At 72.8% G+C, this 18,317-nt stretch carries 13 protein-coding genes and 1 pseudogene; 8 read left to right on the top strand and 6 right to left on the bottom strand.

Annotated elements, in window-relative coordinates; all coding sequences use genetic code 11:
- The 3 genes from ABZT12_RS16215 to ABZT12_RS16205 form a co-directional block, all read right to left on the bottom strand.
- Positions 1-739: DUF5719 family protein (locus tag ABZT12_RS16215; RefSeq protein ID WP_356383697.1), on the bottom strand; the 739-nt coding region annotated here is incomplete at its 3' end.
- Positions 736-4,497: a glycosyltransferase family 2 protein gene (locus tag ABZT12_RS16210; RefSeq protein ID WP_356383694.1), complete on the bottom strand. Its 3,762-nt coding sequence runs from the start codon at positions 4,495-4,497 to the stop codon at positions 736-738. The genes ABZT12_RS16210 and ABZT12_RS16215, both read right to left, overlap by 4 nt.
- A gap of 267 nt (positions 4,498-4,764) precedes the next feature.
- Positions 4,765-5,028, bottom strand: coding sequence for a WhiB family transcriptional regulator (locus tag ABZT12_RS16205; protein WP_010986447.1), 264 nt, complete (start codon positions 5,026-5,028; stop codon positions 4,765-4,767).
- A 658-nt stretch (positions 5,029-5,686) separates the two neighbouring features.
- Between ABZT12_RS16205 and ABZT12_RS16200 the strand changes: the two genes are divergently transcribed.
- From ABZT12_RS16200 to ABZT12_RS16185, 4 genes are all read left to right on the top strand, one after another.
- Complete coding sequence (locus tag ABZT12_RS16200) at positions 5,687-6,196, top strand: cysteine dioxygenase family protein (RefSeq protein ID WP_356383691.1); 510 nt, start codon at positions 5,687-5,689, stop codon at positions 6,194-6,196.
- 34 nt (positions 6,197-6,230) lie between these two features.
- Positions 6,231-7,190, top strand: a complete 960-nt coding sequence (gene cofD / locus ABZT12_RS16195) for a 2-phospho-L-lactate transferase (RefSeq protein WP_356383688.1) — start codon at positions 6,231-6,233, stop codon at positions 7,188-7,190.
- 122 nt (positions 7,191-7,312) lie between these two features.
- A complete protein-coding gene (locus tag ABZT12_RS16190) occupies positions 7,313-8,665 on the top strand; it encodes a coenzyme F420-0:L-glutamate ligase (protein WP_356383721.1) in 1,353 nt (450 codons plus the stop codon).
- A gap of 188 nt (positions 8,666-8,853) precedes the next feature.
- Entirely contained in the window at positions 8,854-9,915 is a 1,062-nt protein-coding gene (locus ABZT12_RS16185; protein ID WP_356383685.1) for a DNA-3-methyladenine glycosylase 2 family protein, read from the top strand.
- A 108-nt stretch (positions 9,916-10,023) separates the two neighbouring features.
- Here the strand turns inward: ABZT12_RS16185 and ABZT12_RS16180 are convergent, their stop codons facing one another.
- Together ABZT12_RS16180 and ABZT12_RS16175 are read right to left on the bottom strand one after the other, a co-directional pair.
- Positions 10,024-11,106, bottom strand: coding sequence for an NDP-sugar synthase (locus ABZT12_RS16180; protein WP_356383682.1), 1,083 nt, complete (start codon positions 11,104-11,106; stop codon positions 10,024-10,026).
- Between the two features lie 100 nt (positions 11,107-11,206).
- A pseudogene (locus ABZT12_RS16175) lies at positions 11,207-11,428 on the bottom strand (hypothetical protein); the annotation flags it as partial.
- 53 nt (positions 11,429-11,481) lie between these two features.
- On the opposite strand from ABZT12_RS16175, the gene ABZT12_RS16170 reads away from it, so the two are divergent.
- From ABZT12_RS16170 to ABZT12_RS16155, 4 genes are all read left to right on the top strand, one after another.
- On the top strand, positions 11,482-12,237 hold the full coding sequence (locus ABZT12_RS16170) for a TIGR03089 family protein (RefSeq protein WP_356383679.1): 756 nt from the start codon (positions 11,482-11,484) through the stop codon (positions 12,235-12,237).
- A gap of 103 nt (positions 12,238-12,340) precedes the next feature.
- Entirely contained in the window at positions 12,341-13,501 is a 1,161-nt protein-coding gene (locus tag ABZT12_RS16165) for an LCP family protein (protein ID WP_356383676.1), read from the top strand.
- Between the two features lie 231 nt (positions 13,502-13,732).
- Positions 13,733-15,484, top strand: a complete 1,752-nt coding sequence (locus ABZT12_RS16160; protein ID WP_356383673.1) for an LCP family protein — start codon at positions 13,733-13,735, stop codon at positions 15,482-15,484.
- An 83-nt stretch (positions 15,485-15,567) separates the two neighbouring features.
- Positions 15,568-17,211: an LCP family protein gene (locus tag ABZT12_RS16155; protein WP_356383670.1), complete on the top strand. Its 1,644-nt coding sequence runs from the start codon at positions 15,568-15,570 to the stop codon at positions 17,209-17,211.
- 28 nt (positions 17,212-17,239) lie between these two features.
- On the opposite strand, the gene ABZT12_RS16150 is transcribed toward ABZT12_RS16155, so the two are convergent.
- Positions 17,240-18,274, bottom strand: coding sequence for a glycosyltransferase family 2 protein (locus ABZT12_RS16150; protein WP_356383666.1), 1,035 nt, complete (start codon positions 18,272-18,274; stop codon positions 17,240-17,242).
- Between the last annotated feature and the right edge of the window lie 43 nt (positions 18,275-18,317).

Below are 18,317 nucleotides of genomic sequence, written 5' to 3'. Positions count from 1 at the left end.
GGCCGCTGCGCACGATCACGTGCACGGTCACGTCGGTCTGCTGCTCGTCGGTGAGGGTGGAGAGCAGGACCGGCTCGCTGGAGTGCGGCTGGACCGTGATGCCCTCGCCCACCGTCGACTTGATCGCGCCGTCCTTGCCGTAGAGCTCGATGTCGACGACGGCGGCGGAGTCGTCGGGGTTGGTCAGGTGCACGTAGTCCGTGCGGTCGGCGGAGGTGGCGGCGCCCGGGAACCAGAACTCGGTGTCCGGAGCGGTGCAGTCGACACCCAGGAGGCCGCGGCCGGCGCCCGCGGCGACCTGGGTGGTCTCCTGGACGGTCCAGCCCGGCGCGTACTTCCCCTCGGCGGTGCCGAGCAGCGCGGGCGAGTCGGAGCCGGAGTGGTCTCCGGTGGCCGGGGTGCCGGGCTCCTTGGGCTGGAGGACGGGCTTGGCGGCCTTCTTGCCCTTGCCGGTGCTCGTCCCGTCGCCCGACTCCTCGGTGGCGGCACGGAGTTGGGCCGTGCCGTCGCTCGCGGTGCCCGCCGTGACGGGCGTGAACGAGGCGTACGACGTGTCGGCGATGTCGGAGGTGCTGGGCGCCGGGCACAGCAGGCTGGTGCGCTCCACGGGCAGCCGGGCGGCCGTCCCGGCGGTCCCGGTGGCGGTGCCGGACGCGGCCGGGCCGCTCGCCGCGGCGAAGCCGGTGACGGCGGCGAGCGCGGTCACCCCGCCGAGGAAGGTGAGGAGGGTGCGGTTCACTGCTGGCTCCCGTCGGGGCGCTCACTGCCGTGCGGATACTGCTGCCGGGCCGGGTCGTACGCGGGGTCGTAATCCTGGCCCTGGCCCTGGCCCTGGCCCTGGCCCTGGCCCTGGCCCTGGTGGGGGTCGTAGGCCGGGTCGTAGGTGCCCTGCTGGGGCTGGTCGCCGTAGGCGTACGGGTCGTACTGGTCGGCCTGGTAGGAGTCCGCCCGGTACGTCTGGTCGTAGCCGCCCGCCGGGTACTGCCGGCCGTCCTGGTACTGCTCGCCGTCGTAACCGCCGTACTCGGCGCTCGCGTAGCTCGCCGGGTCCCACTCGTCGTAGGACCCCTGCCGCGGTACGGCGGCGGGGGCGTCCGGCGCGGGCGGCTGCGGGGTGTCCGGGCCGGACCCGCCGTGCTCGCCGTACTCGCCCTGTTCGGCGGCCTCGCCGTACTGGCCGTACTCGCCGGGTTGTGCGGAGTCGTCCTCGGTCGCCTCGGCCTCCGCCTGGGCGCGCAGCCGGCGGGCGCGGCGGCCCTCGCCGGCGACGGCCTCGGCGGGGACCGGCTCCTCCTCGGGCAGGTCGTCGTCGACGTCGCGGCGGCGGCCCGGCAGGGCGAGCACGACGAGTACGAGGGCGAGCGCGCCCTGGGTCCACAGCCAGCCGGTGTGCGCCGCCGGATCGTCGTAGGTGACGTCCAACCGGCCGCCGGAGGTGGGGAGTTGGAAGCCCTGGGCCCAGCCGTCGACCGTGGTCCGGGTGAGCGGTCCGCCGTTCAGGGTGGCCGTCCAGCCCGGGGCGGCCGCGTCGGCGAGGCGCAGCACGCGGCCGGTGGCGCCGGACGGGATCGTGGTGTGGATGTCGACGGGGCCCGCGGCGACCGGTTTCGGGGCGCCGGAGCCGCCGACGACGGACGCGCGGGACACCTGGGCGTCCACCCGCCACAGGGCGCTGCCGTCGGCCTGGCTGAGCCGGCTGAGGCCGGGGGTGGCGTCCAGGACGCGGCCGACCTCGCGGGGGGCGCCCTTGTGGAGGAGGACGTAGCGGACGGCGAAGCCGCCGAGCTGGTCGGCCTGGTCGGCGCCGGAACCGGCGACGAGGTTGGCGACGACCTTGTCGAGCTTCTCGTTCCCGCCGTCCGCGGCGGCGAACTCGCCGTCGCCCATGCGGGCACCGGAGCCGCGGACGAGGACGTAGCCCACGTGGGCGGCGGAGTCGCTGTCGAGGACGAGGGTGCGGGCCTGGTCCTGGGTGCCGCTCTCCTCGGCGACGAAGGCCGGCACCTGGACGGAGTCGCGCCGCTCCACGGGGCCGTCGGCGCCCCGGATCATCCAGCCGGCGGCGACGAGCAGCGGGCCCGCCGCCGACGCGAAGGCGATCAGCACGGCGACCGGCTGGCGCCAGCCGAAGCTCTGCTCGGCCACCCGGGAGCGTGCCCCGTCGGCGCCGAGCGCGGCGGCGGCGAGGAGGGCGAGGCCGTAGACGAGGGTGGCCGGGCCGGCCCAGGTGGAGCGGTTGGACAGGACGGCGAAGACGAGGCCCACCAGGGCGATGCCCCAGGCCGTGAGGATGCCGAACCGGCGCTCGTCGCGCAGCAGGGCGGCGAGCGCGGCCAGGACGATGCCGATGAGCATCAGTCCGCTGACCGTGCCGGGGCCGCCCGGGCTGGCGCCGAGCAGGTCGAGGGCGGAGGCGGCCCCGGAGCCGTACTCCAGACCGGCCTCCCGGAAGAAGCCGAACGGCAGCAGCGTCAGCGACCAGGGGGCGAGCATCAGCAGCGGGGTGCCGAACTGGACCAGGAAACGCGGTGCGTAGGCGGTGAGTTCGGTGCGGCGCACGGCCAGCAGCGCGATGCCGAGGAGCAGCGCGAGGGGCCACACGATCGGGGTGAAGGCCGTGGTGACCGTGAGGAGCAGGGCGTAGGCCCAGGTGGCGCGCCAGCTGCCGCGGGTGCCCGGGGAGTGTGCCAGGCCGCTGGCCGCGACGCCTGCGCGGGCGAGCAGCGGCAGCAGTACGGCGAGGACCGCGGTGCCGATGCGGCCGCCCGCGAGGGCGCCGGTGGCGGCGGGGAGGAAGGCGTAGACGACGGCCGCCCAGGCGCGCAGCAACCGGGACTCGACGAGCGGGCGGGAGGCGAAGTAGGCGGTGAGACCCGCCAGCGGGACGGAGGCGACCAGCAGCACGGTGACGGCGAGGCCGGTCGAGCCGAACAGCAGCGAGGAGAGCATCGCGACGAGCGCGAGGTACGGCGGGGCCGCGGGGGTGCCGCCGGCGCCGACGGGGTGCCAGGCGTCCAGGTAGCGCGACCAGAGTTCGCCGGAGGAGCCGGGGGCGGGCAGCAGGGCGCCGCCCGCGAGCGCGCCGCTGCCGAGGAGGCCGCGGCAGGCGACGAGCGAGACGAAGAGGAGGACCAGGAAGAGCACCGGGCCGGGCTTGCGGGCGATGCGCTTCACGCGGGCGAACTGCTCGATGTCCAGGAAGTCGGCGTCGTCGCCGCCGGGTCCGGACTCGACCGCGCCGCCGTGCCGTCCGGCACCGGAGGTGATCTCGGGGTCGGAGGTGTCGACGAAGTTGGCGGCGACCTGCTCGACGGTGGCCCGTACGGTCGCGCCGGGCGGCGGGAAGAGGGGCCGCAGTTCGTCCTTGGCGATCTCGGAACGGCCGCGCCTGCGCCGCCCGGCGAGGATCCGCTCGGGGCGCAGCAGGGTGCCCAGGAGGCCGCGGATCTCGTCGAGGGCCTGTCCGGGGACCTTGCCGACGAGGTAGGCGAGGGTGCGCAGGACGGTGCCCACGACGATCCGGACCAAAACCCACGGCAGCACGGCCGTACGGCTGTTGACGAGCAGGGTGTAGACGGCGCCGGCCTTGTCGACCTTGTGCGGGGAGGCGACGGTGCGGCCCGCGCAGTCGACGGTACGGCGCTCCCGGGAGGCCGCCTCGGCGTGCCGTACGACCGCCTCCGGGGCGACGAGGACGCGATGGCCCGCGGTGTGGGCGCGCCAGCACAGGTCGACGTCGTCGCGCATCAGGGGCAGCCGGCGGTCGAAGCCGCCGAGTTCCTCGAAGACGTCGCGGCGGATCAGCATGCCGGCGGTGGAGACGGAGAGCACCGGCCGTACGTGGTCATGCTGGCCCTGGTCCTGTTCGCGGCGGTCCAGGCCGGTCCAACGGCGGCCGGAGTGGGCGATGGTGACGCCGACCTCCAGCAGCTGCCTGCGGTCGTACCAGCCGCGGAGCTTGGGGCCGACGACGGCCACGTCCTCGCGGCCGAGGCCGTACTCCGTGTCGACGACGCGCAGCAGCTGGGCCAGGGCGTCGGGTTCGGGGGCGGAGTCGTCGTGCAGCAGCCACAGCCACTGGACGGGCTCGCCGTGCGGCAGTTCCGGCAGGTCGTAGGCGTCGTCGCGCCAGGTGCGCGTGACGGGGTCCCAGCCGCTGGGGCGCTTGAGGTAGGGCAGCTCGTCCGGAGTGAGCACGGGAGCGCTGCGGTTGGCCTCCTCGACGGCCTGGCCGAAGGAGGTGCGCCGGGCGAGGTGCAGCACGCGGTCGGCGCCGAGGACGTCGGTGACCTGCTGGGCGGAGTCGTCCGCGCTGCCGGTGTCGGCCGCCACGACGCTCTGCACCGGGCGCTCCTGGCCGAGCAGCCCGGCGAGCGCGTCGGGCAGCCAGCGGGCGCCGTCGTGGGAGACGAGCACCGCCGTCACCACGTGACGCGGGAACTCGGGTGTGGCGGTCGGGTCTTGCTGGGCTGCTGCCATGTGGCTGTGCACGGACATCGAGGTACGGGCCCCGGTTCGATGGACTGCGGTGGACGCCTGCGCCCCGAGCGGGCGGCCGGGCGTCTCGGACGAGCGACCACACTATCGGCTGGGCATGACCACGGCCCGCCGCCTGTGGACAACCCACCCGCGACGGGCCGTTCGCCCGTTCTCTCCGTACGTTTTCCGCGTTCTGTACGTTTCCCGCGTTCCGTGCGTTCCGTATGTCCTCGGCCGGAGAGCTGTACGTCGCCGAGTCGGTGCGCCGGGAACGGCGTCGCCCGGTCAGATCGCGGCCTTCTTGAGCCGCCGGCGCTCGCGCTCGGACAGGCCGCCCCAGATACCGAATCGCTCGTCGTTGGCGAGGGCGTACTCAAGGCACTCGGAGCGGACCTCGCAGGCGAGGCAGACCTTCTTGGCCTCGCGCGTGGAGCCGCCCTTCTCGGGGAAGAAGGACTCGGGGTCGGTCTGGGCGCACAGCGCGCGCTCCTGCCAGCCGAGTTCCTCGTCCGCGTCGTCGACCAGCAGTTGCTGCACCAGCTCGGTCATGTGCGCCCCTCGTCGTCTTTCGCGTCCCCGTGGTCTAGCCGTTACCGATTCCGGCTGAACGACACGAGTGAAATTACAAGTGTGCTGCTCCGGGCGAGTCAAGCCGAGATCTGCTATTGGGCCCCTTATTCACTCTGCGGAACCAAGGCCTAGCGGAAAGTGTTCAAATCGGCATAAACCTTGACACGCAGAGGGGACCCGCAGGGCCTCCCGCTCCGGCTACCCCGGCCGCGGGCCTGTATGGAGGAGGACGTCCAGAAATTCGATCTCGTTCCAGCGGGGCCCGCGCGCCCGGTTGTGCGCCATGTGTCCCGGTCGGCCCCCGAACAAACCTTTCGCCTGAGAGATGGACCGGATGAGGTGAAACATGTCCCACATGCCGGGCACCGAGTTGACAGTGCGAGGCGTGAACCGCTGTCCTTGTGGGCATGCTCGCGAACTCGGCACTCACCTCGACCCGCACCGCCGGGTCCCTCGGTGCTGTCCGGGCTCGCCGTAGCTGTTGTTGTCGCCGTACCGGCTGTTGAGCCACACCCGCTCCAGCTGTCCTACGAGTCCTCACCGACCCGTCCGACTCGCCTTCCCGTTCCCTCCGGCCCTTCTGGCTCCCTGGCCCCTGGCTCCCTGGCCTCTTCCACCGAGGAAACCAGCACACCGAATGAACAGCGACAACGACCTCCAGATCGCCGGCGACATCCTCGAAGTCCCGCATCTGCTCCAGGCTCCGCGCGAACACCCGGCCACCGTCGCCGAGTTCGCCGGCCTCTCCCGCTCGATCGCCGCCGACCGCTCCCAGTGGGAGCACCTGGTGCGCTACGACGCCACCACGCGCTGGTACCACCGGCTGCGCACCGGGCCCGGCTACGAGGTGTGGCTGCTGTCCTGGGTGCCCGGCCAGGGCAGCGGACCGCACGACCACGGCCGCTCCTCCGGGGTGCTGACCCTGCTGGACGGCGCGCTCACGGAGCGGACCCGGCGCGGCACGCGCGCGTTGCGGGCGGGCGCGCAGCGGGTGTTCGCGCCGGGGTACGTGCACGAGGTGGTCAACGACTCGCTGGAACCGGCCGTCAGCCTGCACGTCTACTACCCGGGGCTGACCGAGATGCCGATGCACACCGCCTGCGCCGCCCCCGCCGTGCACGGCCCGGCGGAAGCCGTGACTGCCTGACGCGTTGTCGTACCCGCCTGCGAGACTTGCTCCCATGCGCATTGTGGTTCTGGCAGGCGGTATCGGTGGTGCCCGTTTCCTGCGCGGTCTCAAGCAGGCCGTGCCGGACGCGGACATCACGGTGATCGGCAACACGGGGGACGACATCCACCTCTTCGGGCTGAAGGTCTGTCCGGACCTCGACACGGTGATGTACACACTCGGCGGCGGCATCAACGAGGAGCAGGGCTGGGGGCGGGCCGACGAGACCTTCCACCTCAAGGAGGAGCTCGGGGCGTACGGGGTGGGCCCCGAGTGGTTCGGGCTCGGCGACCGGGACTTCGCGACGCACATCGTGCGGACGCAGATGATGGGCGCGGGCTATCCGCTGAGCGCCGTCACCGACGCGCTGTGCGACCGGTGGAAGCCGGGGGTGCGGCTGATCCCGATGACCGACGACCGGGTCGAGACCCATGTGGCCGTCGAGCTGGACGGCCAACGCAAGGTGATCCACTTCCAGGAGTACTGGGTGCGGCTGCGGGCCTCCGTGGCCGCCGAGGCGGTCGTCCCGGTCGGCGCCGAGCAGGCGAAGCCCGCGCCGGGCGTGCTGGAGGCGATCGCGGAGGCGGACGTCATCCTCTTCCCGCCCTCCAACCCCGTCGTCTCCATCGGCACGATCCTCGCCGTGCCCGGTATCCGGGAGGCGATCGCCGAGGCCGGGGTGCCGGTGGTCGGCCTCTCCCCCATCGTCGGGGACGCGCCGGTGCGCGGGATGGCCGACAAGGTCCTCGCGGCGGTCGGTGTGGAGTCCACGGCGACGGCGGTGGCCGAGCACTACGGCTCGGGGCTGCTGGACGGCTGGCTCGTCGACACGGTGGACACGGCCGCGGTGGAGCCCGTCGAGGCGGCCGGCATCCGCTGCCGGGCGGTGCCGCTGATGATGACCGACGTCGGGGCGACCGCGCGGATGGCGGGCGCGGCACTCGCGCTGGCCGAGGAGGTGCGGACGGCGTGAGCGGGACGGCGGCCGGCGGCGGGCGCGGGGCACGCGCCGAGGGCGTGGGCGAGGGCGTGGACGTAGGCCAGGGCGAGGGCGTCGACGTAGGACAGGGCGTGGACGTAGGCCGGGGTGACGGCGTGGACGCGGGGCGGGGCGGGGGCGTCAGCGAGGGCTCGGGGTGGGGTGCGGCGGCGGGCGGCGGTTATCGCGTCTGGGCCGTGCCAGGGCTTCCCGAGGTGGTGGCCGGTGACGATCTGGCCAAGGTGATCGCGGCGGCCGGGGCCGGACTCGCCGACGGGGACGTGCTGCTCGTCACCTCGAAGATCGTTTCCAAGGCGGAGGGCCGGGTCGTCGAGGCGGCCGACCGGGAGGTCGCGATCGACGCCGAGACCGTACGGGTCGTGGCGCGGCGCGGACCGCTGCGGATCGTGGAGAACCGGCAGGGTCTGGTGATGGCCGCCGCAGGGGTCGACGCCTCCAACACCCCTGCCGGGACTGTGCTGTTGCTGCCCGAGGACCCGGACGCGTCCGCGCGGGCCATCCGTGCGGGGCTGCGGGACGCGCTCGGCGTCAACGTCGGGGTCGTGGTGACCGACACCTTCGGGCGACCGTGGCGCACGGGGCTCACGGATGTGGCGATCGGCGCCGCCGGTGTGCGCGTGCTGGACGATCTGCGCGGGGGCACGGACGCGAACGGCCATCCGCTCAGCGCGACCGTCGTCGCCACCGCCGACGAACTCGCCGCCGCGGGCGACCTCGTCAAGGGCAAGGCCGCCGGGCTGCCCGTCGCCGTCGTACGCGGGCTGCCGCGGGTGGTGTCCGACGACGACGGGGACGGAGCCCGGGCCATGGTGCGCTCCGGTCGCGACGACATGTTCCGGCTCGGCACGTCGGAGGCCGTACGGGAGGCGGTGACCCAGCGGCGCACGGTGCGGGCCTTCACCGACGAGCCGGTCGACCCCGGTGCCGTACGGCGGGCGGTGGCCGCGGCGGTGACCGCGCCGGCGCCGCATCACACGACGCCGTGGCGGTTCGTCCTGCTGGAGTCGGCGGCGGCGCGGAGCGGGCTGCTGGACGCCATGCGGGACGCGTGGATCGAGGATCTGCGGCGGGACGGCAGGAGCGAGGAGTCGATCACCAGGCGGGTGCGGCGGGGCGAGGTGCTGCGCGCGGCGCCGTATCTGGTGGTGCCGTGTCTCGTCATGGACGGGTCGCACTCCTACGGGGACGCGCGGCGGGACGCGGCCGAGCGGGAGATGTTCGTGGTGGCCGCCGGGGCCGGGGTGCAGAACCTGCTGGTCGCGCTGGCCGGGGAGCGGCTGGGGTCGGCGTGGGTGTCGTCGACGATGTTCTGCCGGGACGTCGTGCGCGAGGTGCTGGGGCTGCCGGCGGGGTGGGACCCGATGGGCGCGGTGGCGGTGGGGCACCCGGCGGAGGAGCCGCGGGCCAGGCCCGCGCGGGATGCGGAGGCGTTCATCGAGGTGCGGTGAGGCGGGCCGCGCGCGCCTGCCTTGGTAGGACCGTGGCAGCGGCACCGCTTCGGCTGTTCTCCGACCTCGCCGGGTCAGCGTCGACACGTTGCTCGGAATGTGTCAGATCCGCGAGATGTGTCAGGATTTCCCAGAACCTTCCCAGTACCTCTCTGGGACCGCGCCAGGACCGCGCTAGGACCTCATTCGTGGCAGGACGTTTCGCTCCGCGACCCACTCGTACGACCGTGCGGGGCGGGCAGGTCGTCGCGCCCGCGAGCGTGCACGCGGATGCGCCCGCAGACGCCCTTGCGGAGGTGCCCGCGGAGGTGCTCGCGGGTGTGCCCCGGCAGGCGTCGGCGGCCGGGCTGGTGCGGCGGTGGATGCCGGAGGGGGCGCTCGATCTCGGGCTGGTGCTGGGGCCGCTCCGGCGGGGGCCGGGGGATCCCACGTTCCGGGCGACGCCGGACGGGTCGGTGTGGCGGACGAGTCTGACGCCCGCGGGACCGGGCACGCTCCGGGTCTCCGCGGCCGGGGGCGAGGTGCGCGGCGAGGCCTGGGGGCCCGGCGCCCGGTGGCTGCTGGAACGGTTGCCCGAACTGCTGGGTGCCGCCGACGACCCCTCTCTCTTCGCGCCCCGGCATCGCCTTCTGGCCGTCACCCGGCACCGGCGGCCGGGGCTGCGGCTGACCCGGACCGGCCTGGTGCTGGAGTCGCTGATCCCCTCGGTGCTGGAGCAGAAGGTCACGACCGACGAGGCGTACCGGGCGTGGCGGCTGCTGGTGCGGAAGTTCGGGGTGCCGGCGCCGGGGCCGGTGGAGGGGCGGATGTGGGTGGTGCCGGCGCCTCGGACCTGGGCGCTGATCCCGTCGTGGGAGTGGCACCGGGCCGGGGTGGACGACAAGCGGGCGTCGACGATTCTGCGTGCCGTACGGGTCGCCGCGCGGCTGGAGCAGGCGGTGGGGATGGAGCCGGAGGAGGCGCGGGCCCGGCTGGAGCTCGTGCCGGGGGTGGGGGTGTGGACGTCGGCGGAGACCGTGCAGCGCAGCCATGGAGCGGCGGACGCCGTGACCGTGGGGGATCTGCATCTGCCCGGGATCGTGGGGTGGGCGCTGGCCGGGGACCGGGACGCGGACGACTCGGTGATGCTGTCGCTGCTGGAGCCCTACGCCGGCCAGCGCCACCGTGCCGCCCGGCTGATCCTCCTCAGTGGCCGTACCCCGGCCCGGCGGCACCCGAAGATGCCCCGCACCGATATCGGGCGGCTGTGAACCGGCACGGCGACCGGTACGGCGACCGGTACGGCGATCGGCCCGGTCAACTGCCTGAGTACTGAACGCCGTTGGGGCGCCGTCCGGCCGGACGGCGCCCCTCGCTCCCTACTGGTCGGACGAGAACCGCACCGCCCCGGCCGGAATCCGGGCGTCGCACCAGACCCGTACGCCGTCGCGGAGTTCGTTGTCCGGGCCGATGACCGCGCCGTCGCCGATGACCGTGCCGGTGAGGACGGAGCGTTCGCCGACGCGGGCGCGGGTGCCGATGAGGGAGTCGGTGATCACGGCGCCCGGTTCGATCACGGCGCCGGGCAGGATCGTGGAGCCGCAGACCCGTGCGCCCTCGGCGACGAACGCGCCCTCGCCCACCACCGTGCCGCCGGTGAGCTTGGCGTCGGGGGCGACCCGCGCCGTGGGCAGGACCAGCCGGTCGCCGCAACGGCCCGGGACCGCCGGGGACGGGGCGCGGCCCAGGACCAGGTCGGCCGACCCCCGGACGAACGCGGCCGGGGTGCCGAGGTCCAGCCAGTACGTGGAGTCCACCAGGCCCTGGAGATGGGCGCCGGCGGAGAGCAGGTCCGGGAAGGTCTCGCGCTCCACGGAGACCGGGCGGCCCGCCGGGATGGTGTCGATGACCGAGCGGCGGAAGACGTACGCCCCCGCGTTGATCTGGTCGGTGACGATCTCCTCCGGGGTCTGCGGCTTCTCCAGGAAGGCCAGGACGCGGCCCGTCGCGTCGGTGGGGACCAGCCCGTAGGCGCGCGGGTCGGTCACCTTGGTGAGGTGGAGCGAGACGTCGGCGCCGGTCGTCTCGTGGGTGCGGACCAGGGCCCGGATGTCCAGGCCGGTGAGGATGTCCCCGTTGAAGATCAGGACCGGTTCGTCGGGGCCCGAGTGGAGGCGCGCGGCCACGTTGCGGATGGCGCCGCCGGTGCCGAGGGGTTCGTCCTCCGTGACGTACTCGATGTGGAGGCCGAGGGCGGAGCCGTCGCCGAAGTGCGGTTCGAACACCTCCGCCAGATAGGAGGTGGCCAGCACGATGTGGTCCACGCCCGCCGCTCTCGCCCGCGCCAGCTGGTGCGTGAGGAACGGCACCCCCGCCGCCCTGACCATCGGCTTGGGGGTGCGCACCGTGAGCGGGCGCAACCGGGTGCCCTTGCCGCCGACCAGGAGGATCGCTTCTGTCACCTGTCGTCTCTGCTTCCTGCCGGGACCGGCCGCAACTGTCTGTCGGCCGGCCAGTGTATGCAGACCGCCCGATGGCGGCCCGCCTCCCCGACCCCCGTCGTCAACCCGTCGTCGCCCCGTCGACCACCCCGTCGGCGGCCCCTCGGCGCCCCCGTCGGCGGGCCGCCGTGGGACGGGCCGAGCCGAGTGCGTCGTCAGGTCGTCCATCGGGGCAGTACGTGGCGAATCCGTCCGGATGGCCGGAGATCACCTTGAGTCGCACCTTCCTGCCTTTTCGGTAGAGATTGCCACCCACGGACCGCAGGTATGTCCTGCCGCGCGGACCGACCCGTGGCCGCCGGACTTCCCCGCGGGCGCCCGCGTACGCTGGTGCGGGTGAACGCCACCGATCGCACCCCTGCCGACCTGCTGCGTTCCGCGCTTGCCGCGGACCCCGGCCGCCCCCTGGTGACCTTCTACGACGACGCCACGGGCGAACGGGTCGAACTCTCCGTGGCCACCTTCTGCAACTGGGTGGCCAAGACCGCGAATCTGCTCCAGGGGGATCTGGGGGCGGCGCCCGGTGACCGGGTCGCGCTGCTGCTGCCCGCGCACTGGCAGACGGCCGTCTGGCTGCTGGCGTGTTCGTCGGTCGGGGTCGTCGCGGATGTCGCCGGGAACCCGGGCGCGGCGGACGTCGTCGTCAGCGGGCCCGACTCGCTGGACGCGGCGCGGGCGTGCGAAGGGGAGCGGGTCGCGTTGGCCCTGCGGCCGCTCGGGGGGCGGTTCCCGCAGGCGCCGGCCGGGTTCGCCGACTACGCGGTGGAGGTGCCGGGCCAGGGCGACCGGTTCGTGCCGTTCGTGCCGGTCGGCCCCGAGGAGCCGGCGTTGATCGTGGCGGGGGCCGAGCTGACGGGCGCGGAGGTCGTCGAGCGGGCCCGGGCCGACGCGGGCGCGCTGGGGCTCACGGGTCCCGGTTCGCGGTTGCTGTCGGGGCTGGCGTACGACAGCTGGGACGGGGTGAGCGCCGGGCTGTACGCGCCGCTCGCCAGCGGGGCCTCGGTCGTGCTGTGCCGGAATCTGGCGCGGCTGGACGAGGAGTCGCTGGCCAGGCGGGTGGAGAGCGAGCGCGTCACGGCCACGCGCCGCTGAGGACGTCCGCGGCTCACCCGGACGGCGCAGCACCGGCCGCCTCACCGGCCCATCCGCGCCATGGTCGTAGGAGCAGGACTACACGCTCGTACGCCATGGAGGGGTGGGCCCGCTCGTGCTGGACGACGACACCGTAGGAGGGGCTTCCGCCTCCGGGGCCGGGCGCGTGCGCCGGCGGTGGCGCTGGGGGCGGCGGGGTGCACTCGGGGCGGGTGTCGTGGTGCTGGTCGCCGGAGGCGTCGGGTGGGGGGTCTACGCGAAGCTCGACGGGAACATCACGCCGGATGAGGCCGCCGCCGCCGAGCTGGCGCGGTACGAGAAGGAGCGGCCGACCTCGCTGGTGAAGGGCGCGCAGAACATTCTGCTGATCGGGTCGGACTCGCGGTCGGGCGAGGGGAACGCCGAGTACGGGCGGGACTCCGGGACCGAGCGGTCGGACACCACGATCCTGCTGCATCTGGCCGCCGACCGGCGCGGGGCGACCGCCGTGTCGCTGCCCCGGGACCTGATGGTGGACGTGCCGGCCTGCCGGCGGCCGGACGGGAGCCGGACCGAGCCGGTGTTCGCGATGTTCAACTCCGCGTTCCAGGAGGGCGGTTCGGCCTGCACCATCCGGACCGTGGAGAAGCTCACCGATGTCCGGATCGATCACCACATGGTCGTCGACTTCCACGGGTTCAAGGACATGGTCGACGCGGTCGACGGCGTGGAGGTGTGCCTGAAGGCGCCGATCGAGGACAGGGCCGCCCGGCTGCGGCTGCCCGCGGGCCGGGTGACGCTCGACGGGGAACAGGCACTGGGTTACGTACGGGCCCGCGAGTCGCTCGGGAACGGCAGCGACACCGAACGGATGGACCGTCAGCAGCGGTTCCTGGGCGCGCTCGTCAACAAGGTGCAGAGCGAGGACGTACTGCTCAATCCGGTGAAGCTCTATCCGGTGCTCGACTCGGCCACCTCCTCCCTCACCACCGATCCGGGGCTGGCGAACCTGCGCGGGTTGTACCAACTCGTGCGCGGAATGCGGGACATCCCCGCCGAACGGGTCCAATTCCTCACCGTGCCAAGGGAGTCGTACGTATACAACGCCAATCGCGACCAACTCGTGGAACCGCAGGCCGAGAAGTTGTTCGCGCGGTTGCGGGCGGACGACCCGGTGACGGTGACGAGGAAAATCCCCCGGGAAGGGGACGAAAGGCCCGGCGTTGACGCGACCGAGGCGCCCGCCTTTCGCGGGAACACGGCCGCCGAGGACGGCTGCCGGTAAAGCGATCGCCAAGGCGGCGGAGTTCCATAAAGAAAATTAGGGCGGATTGACCGGTTGTAGGGACGTGGAATGCGTCACCGCCGTCGCTCGACGCTCGACCGGGCGGATAGTGTGAGCGATCCGGTGCGCCTGGCCATGGGTCCGTCCTGTGGACGGCGCGCCGCTTGGACGAGACCCGAGCGCCTGGAGGGGGAAGGCGCCGCGTGGCCCCGACGGAGGATTCGGTAAACCGTGGACGCGCAAGGCCGTGGGCGGGCGGAGAACATCGACCCCGCAGACCAGTGGGTACTCAATCCGGACACTGGCGAATACGAACTGCGACTGACTCCTTCCACACCGCAGTCAGCGGTGCCGGGACCCCGCAGAGCCGCCCCCGGCGGCGGGACGGCACGGAGCCGTAAGACGCCTCCGGACCGGGAGGCCCGCCAGGCCCCGGGGCGCGCCGCCCCGGGCCGTGAGGTGCCGCCGCCGCGCAGACGGCGGGGCGCGCCCGAGGAACCGCCGGCCCGGCGCGGGCGGGGCGCGGCGAAGAAGAAGTCCAAGAGCAAGAAGATCCTGATGTGGACGGGCGGCGGCCTGGCCTTCGTCCTGGTCGCCGTGTCGGCGGGCGGCTACCTCTACATCAAGCACCTCAACGACAACATCACCTCCGTCTCGGACGACGGCGCGAGCACCGGCGGCTTCAGCAAGGACAAGGCGATCAACATCCTGCTGATCGGCACCGACAAGCGCACCGGTTCGGGCAACGAGGGCTACGGCGACTCCGGCAGCGTCGGCCACGCCGACACCACGATCCTGCTGCACGTCTCCAAGGACCGCTCGAACGCGACCGCCCTCAGCATTCCGCGCGACCTGATCACCGACGTCCCGGACTGCCCGACGACCCAGGCGGACGGCACCTCCAAGGTCATCCCGGGCACGACCGGCGTCCGCTTCAACACGAGCCTGGGGCAGGGCGGCCGTACGCCCAGTTGCACGGCGCGGACCGTCACCGAGCTGACCGGGGTCACCCCGGACAACTTCATGGTCGCCGACTTCAACGCGGTGAAGACGCTGACCACCGCGGTCGGCGGTGTCGACGTCTGTCTGGCGAAGGACATCAAGGACCCCGACTCGCATCTGAACCTGAAGAAGGGCACCCGGCACATCGAGGGCGAGACCGCGCTCGCCTTCGTACGGACCCGGCACGCGGTGGGGTTCGGCGGTGACCTGAGCCGGATCGCTCTCCAGCAGCAGTTCCTCAGCGCGCTGATGCGGAAGCTGAAGTCCAACTCGACCCTCACCGATCCGACGAAGATGGTGAAGGTGGCCGAGGCGGGCACCAAGGCGCTGACCGTCGACTCCCAGCTGGACAGCATCGGCAAGCTCAAGGACCTCGGTCTGGAGCTGGGCAAGCTGGACGTGAAGAACCTGACCTTCACCACCGTCCCGGTGATCGACAACCCGGCCGAGAAGGTCAAGGCCACCGTCGTCCTCAACGAGACGACCGCGCCGCAGGTCTTCTCCATGATCAAGAATGATGTGTCGTTCACCGCGGTCAAGCAGAAGGCGGCGAAGGAGAAGGCCGCCGTCGCCGCCCGGCTCAAGGGCACCAAGTCGGCGGCGGCCGACGTGCGGGTGCGCATCGTCAACGGCGGGGCCGAGTCCGGCAGCGCGCAGAAGACGCTCGCCTGGCTGCAGAACCAGGAGGGCGTGCTCAAGTCCGAGAACGCGGGCAACGCTCCGGCGGCGCTGGCGAAGACCACCCTGGAGTACGCGGCCGACCAGGCGCCCCAGGCCCGCCGGCTCGCCGCGATCATGGGTCTGTCGGGCTCGGCGCTGAAGCCCGGCAAGAGTGTGCTGAACTCGCAGGGGCTGCCCGCGATGACGTTGACGCTGGGCAAGGACTTCAAGGGGGCGGGCGTTCCGCTCACGGCGGCGTCGGGTTCGACGCCCGAGGGGGTACAGAAATCCACGGCCGACAAGGTTGAGTGCGCCAAGTAGGTGACCTGACGGGTCCGTTCCGCGTCTCACACGACGCGGGGCGGACCCGTGTCAGGTCCAGGGTGGGTTGGGGAGGGGCGGGAGTGGCGCGGAGCAGTGTGCGCGGGGAGGTGCCGGCGGCCGAGGAGACGAGGTCGCCCGGTCCGCGGAACGGGGAGAGACCGGCGGCCGGCAGCGGGGGCGCCGACGACGGGGACAGCGAGGGGAACGGCGAGGGGAACGGCGACCGCGGACGGCGTGGACGGCGGGCGCTGCGCTGGTCGGCGACGATCCTGGCGGTGGTCATAATCGGGACGGCCGGCGCCGGATACCTCTACTACGAGCACCTCAACGACAACATCAAAAAGGGCGCCCTGAACATCGGTGACGCGAAGGACCGGGCCGCCGCGCCGAAGGCCAACGCGGCGGGCCAGACGCCGTTGAACATCCTGCTGATCGGTTCGGACGCGCGGAACTCCGCGGAGAACCAGAAGCTCGGCGGCGCGAAGGACACCTTCGACACCCCGCCGCGCGCCGACGTCCAGATGCTGCTGCACCTCTCGGCGGACCGCTCCAACATGTCGGTGGTGAGCATGCCGCGCGACACCCTGCTGTCCATCCCCAAGTGCACGGACCCCAAGACGGGCGACACCTACTCCGCCGAGTCCACGGCGATGACGAACGACTCCCTCGGCCGCGGCGGTCCCGGCTGCACCGTGGCGACCTGGGAGAAGCTGACCGACATCCACATCGACCACTTCATGATGGTCGACTTCGCGGGCGTGGTCTCCATGGCGGACGCGATCGGCGGGGTGCCGGTCTGCGTGGACGCCAACATCTACTCGCACACCTCCTCCGGTCACGGCTCCGGCCTGAAGCTGGAGAAGGGCACCACGTCCGTCAAGGGCAAGCAGGCGTTGCAGTGGCTGCGCACGCGGTACGGCTTCGAGGACGACACCGACATCGCGCGGACCAAGGCGCAGCACCAGTACATGAACTCGATGGTCCGCCAACTGCGTGAGAACGCCACCCTCAGCAACCCCAACAAGCTGCGCGAGCTGGCCGAGACCGCCACCAGGTCGATCACGGTCGACGACGGGCTCGGCACCGTCTCCAAGCTGTACGACCTCAGCAAGGAGCTGAAGAAGGTCCCGACCGGGCGCATCACCATGACGACGATGCCGTGGCAGTACTCGGCGACCAGCAGCGGCCGGGTGGTGCCGAAGCCGGCCGACGCCGAGCAGCTCTTCCGCCTGGTCCGCGAGGACATCGCGCTGGACGGCAAGGACAAGAAGAAGACCCCGGCCGCGGAGCCGGTCTCCTCCGATCCGGCCGCCGCCGACGACAGGATCGCCGTACGGGTGGAGAACGGCACCCGGACGAGTACGACGGGCGCCGTGCGCGGACGGGCGGGCGACGTGGCGCGGGCGCTCGTCGGCAAGGGCTTCACCGAGGCGGTGGCGGACTCCTCGACGGTCCTCAGCAAGGACAGGACGGTCGTCCGCTATCCCAGCGACGATCTGCAGGGCGACGCCCAGCGGGTCGCCAAGTCCCTTGGTGTCCCGGTCGGTTCGGTGAAGAAGTCGACGAGCGTCTCGGGGGTCACCGTGGTCGTCGGCGCCGACTGGGCCTCCGGCACCACGTACCGGGCCCCGGCCGAGGACGACTCGACGCCGGACTCCGCCGCCGCCCTCAACGGCGCGGACACCACGGCCTGTATGCACGTCGACCCGGACTACATCTGGTAGTCCGGGCCGAACTCGCGTCCTGCGGTGGTCAGTTGCTGGTAGGGCTGAGCACCGCGGGCCGCCGGGAGGCGATCACCCGCCGTGCCAGGGACTTGGGGCTGGTGAGGAAGCCGAAGCCCCAGGAGAGGTGCATGGTGGCGAGGGCGAGGGGGATCTGGAGCCGGGCCTTCGGGGAGAGGCCCCGGCCCGCCGGTACGGAGCCGAGGGCGATCGCCGCGAGGTAGCCGCCGGGCACCACGAAGCCCCACGGGGTCAGCGCCAGGCCGACCGCGATCCCGGCCGCCATCGCGCACACCGCGGTGGGCGGGGCGAGGTAGCGCAGGTTGATGGAGCCCTCGTGGTAGCGGGCGACGACGTGCCGCCAACGGCCGTAGTCCTTGTACTGCTTGGCGAGGGCCTTCACCGAGGGCCGTGGGCGGTAGGACACGCGCAGTTCGGGCGAGAACCAGATCAGGCCGCCCGCCTCGCGGATCCGGAAGTTCAGCTCCCAGTCCTGGGCGCGGATGAACTCCTCGTTGTAGCCGCCCTGTTGCTCCAGCGCCGCGCGCCGGAACACACCGAGGTAGACGGTCTCGGCGGGGCCGGCCGCGCCGCCCGTGTGGAAGGCCGCGTTGCCCACGCCTATCTTCGAGGTCATCGCGGCGGCGACCGCGTCCTCCCAGGCGTTCTCGCCCTCGGCGTGCATGATGCCGCCGACGTTCTGCGCGCCGGTCTCGTCGAGGAGGCGTACGGCGTTGGCGATGTAGTTCGGCGAGAGGATGCCGTGGCCGTCGACGCGGACGACGATCGGATGGCGGGAGGCCTTGATCGCGGCGTTGAGGGCGGCGGGCGTGCGGCCGGTCGGGTTCGGGACGGTGTGCACGCGGGGGTCTTCGCGCACGAGCGCGGCGGCGATCTCGTCCGTGCGGTCCGTGGACGGACCCAGGGCGATCACCACCTCCATCTCGCCGGCGTACTCCTGCGCGAGGATCGCTTGGACGGCTCCGCGCAGATGCCGCTCCTCGTCGAGGACGGGCATGATCACAGAAACGGCGGGGAGCCGCGCGTCGGGCTTGGCGTTCATAGGGGGCTCACGTTACCGCGAACGGGGGACACCAGTGCGCCCC

Source organism: Streptomyces sp. NPDC005423, from assembly GCF_040606415.1.
Classification (GTDB): Bacteria; Actinomycetota; Actinomycetes; order Streptomycetales; family Streptomycetaceae; genus Streptomyces.
This window is presented reverse-complemented; position numbering and strand designations above follow the sequence as displayed.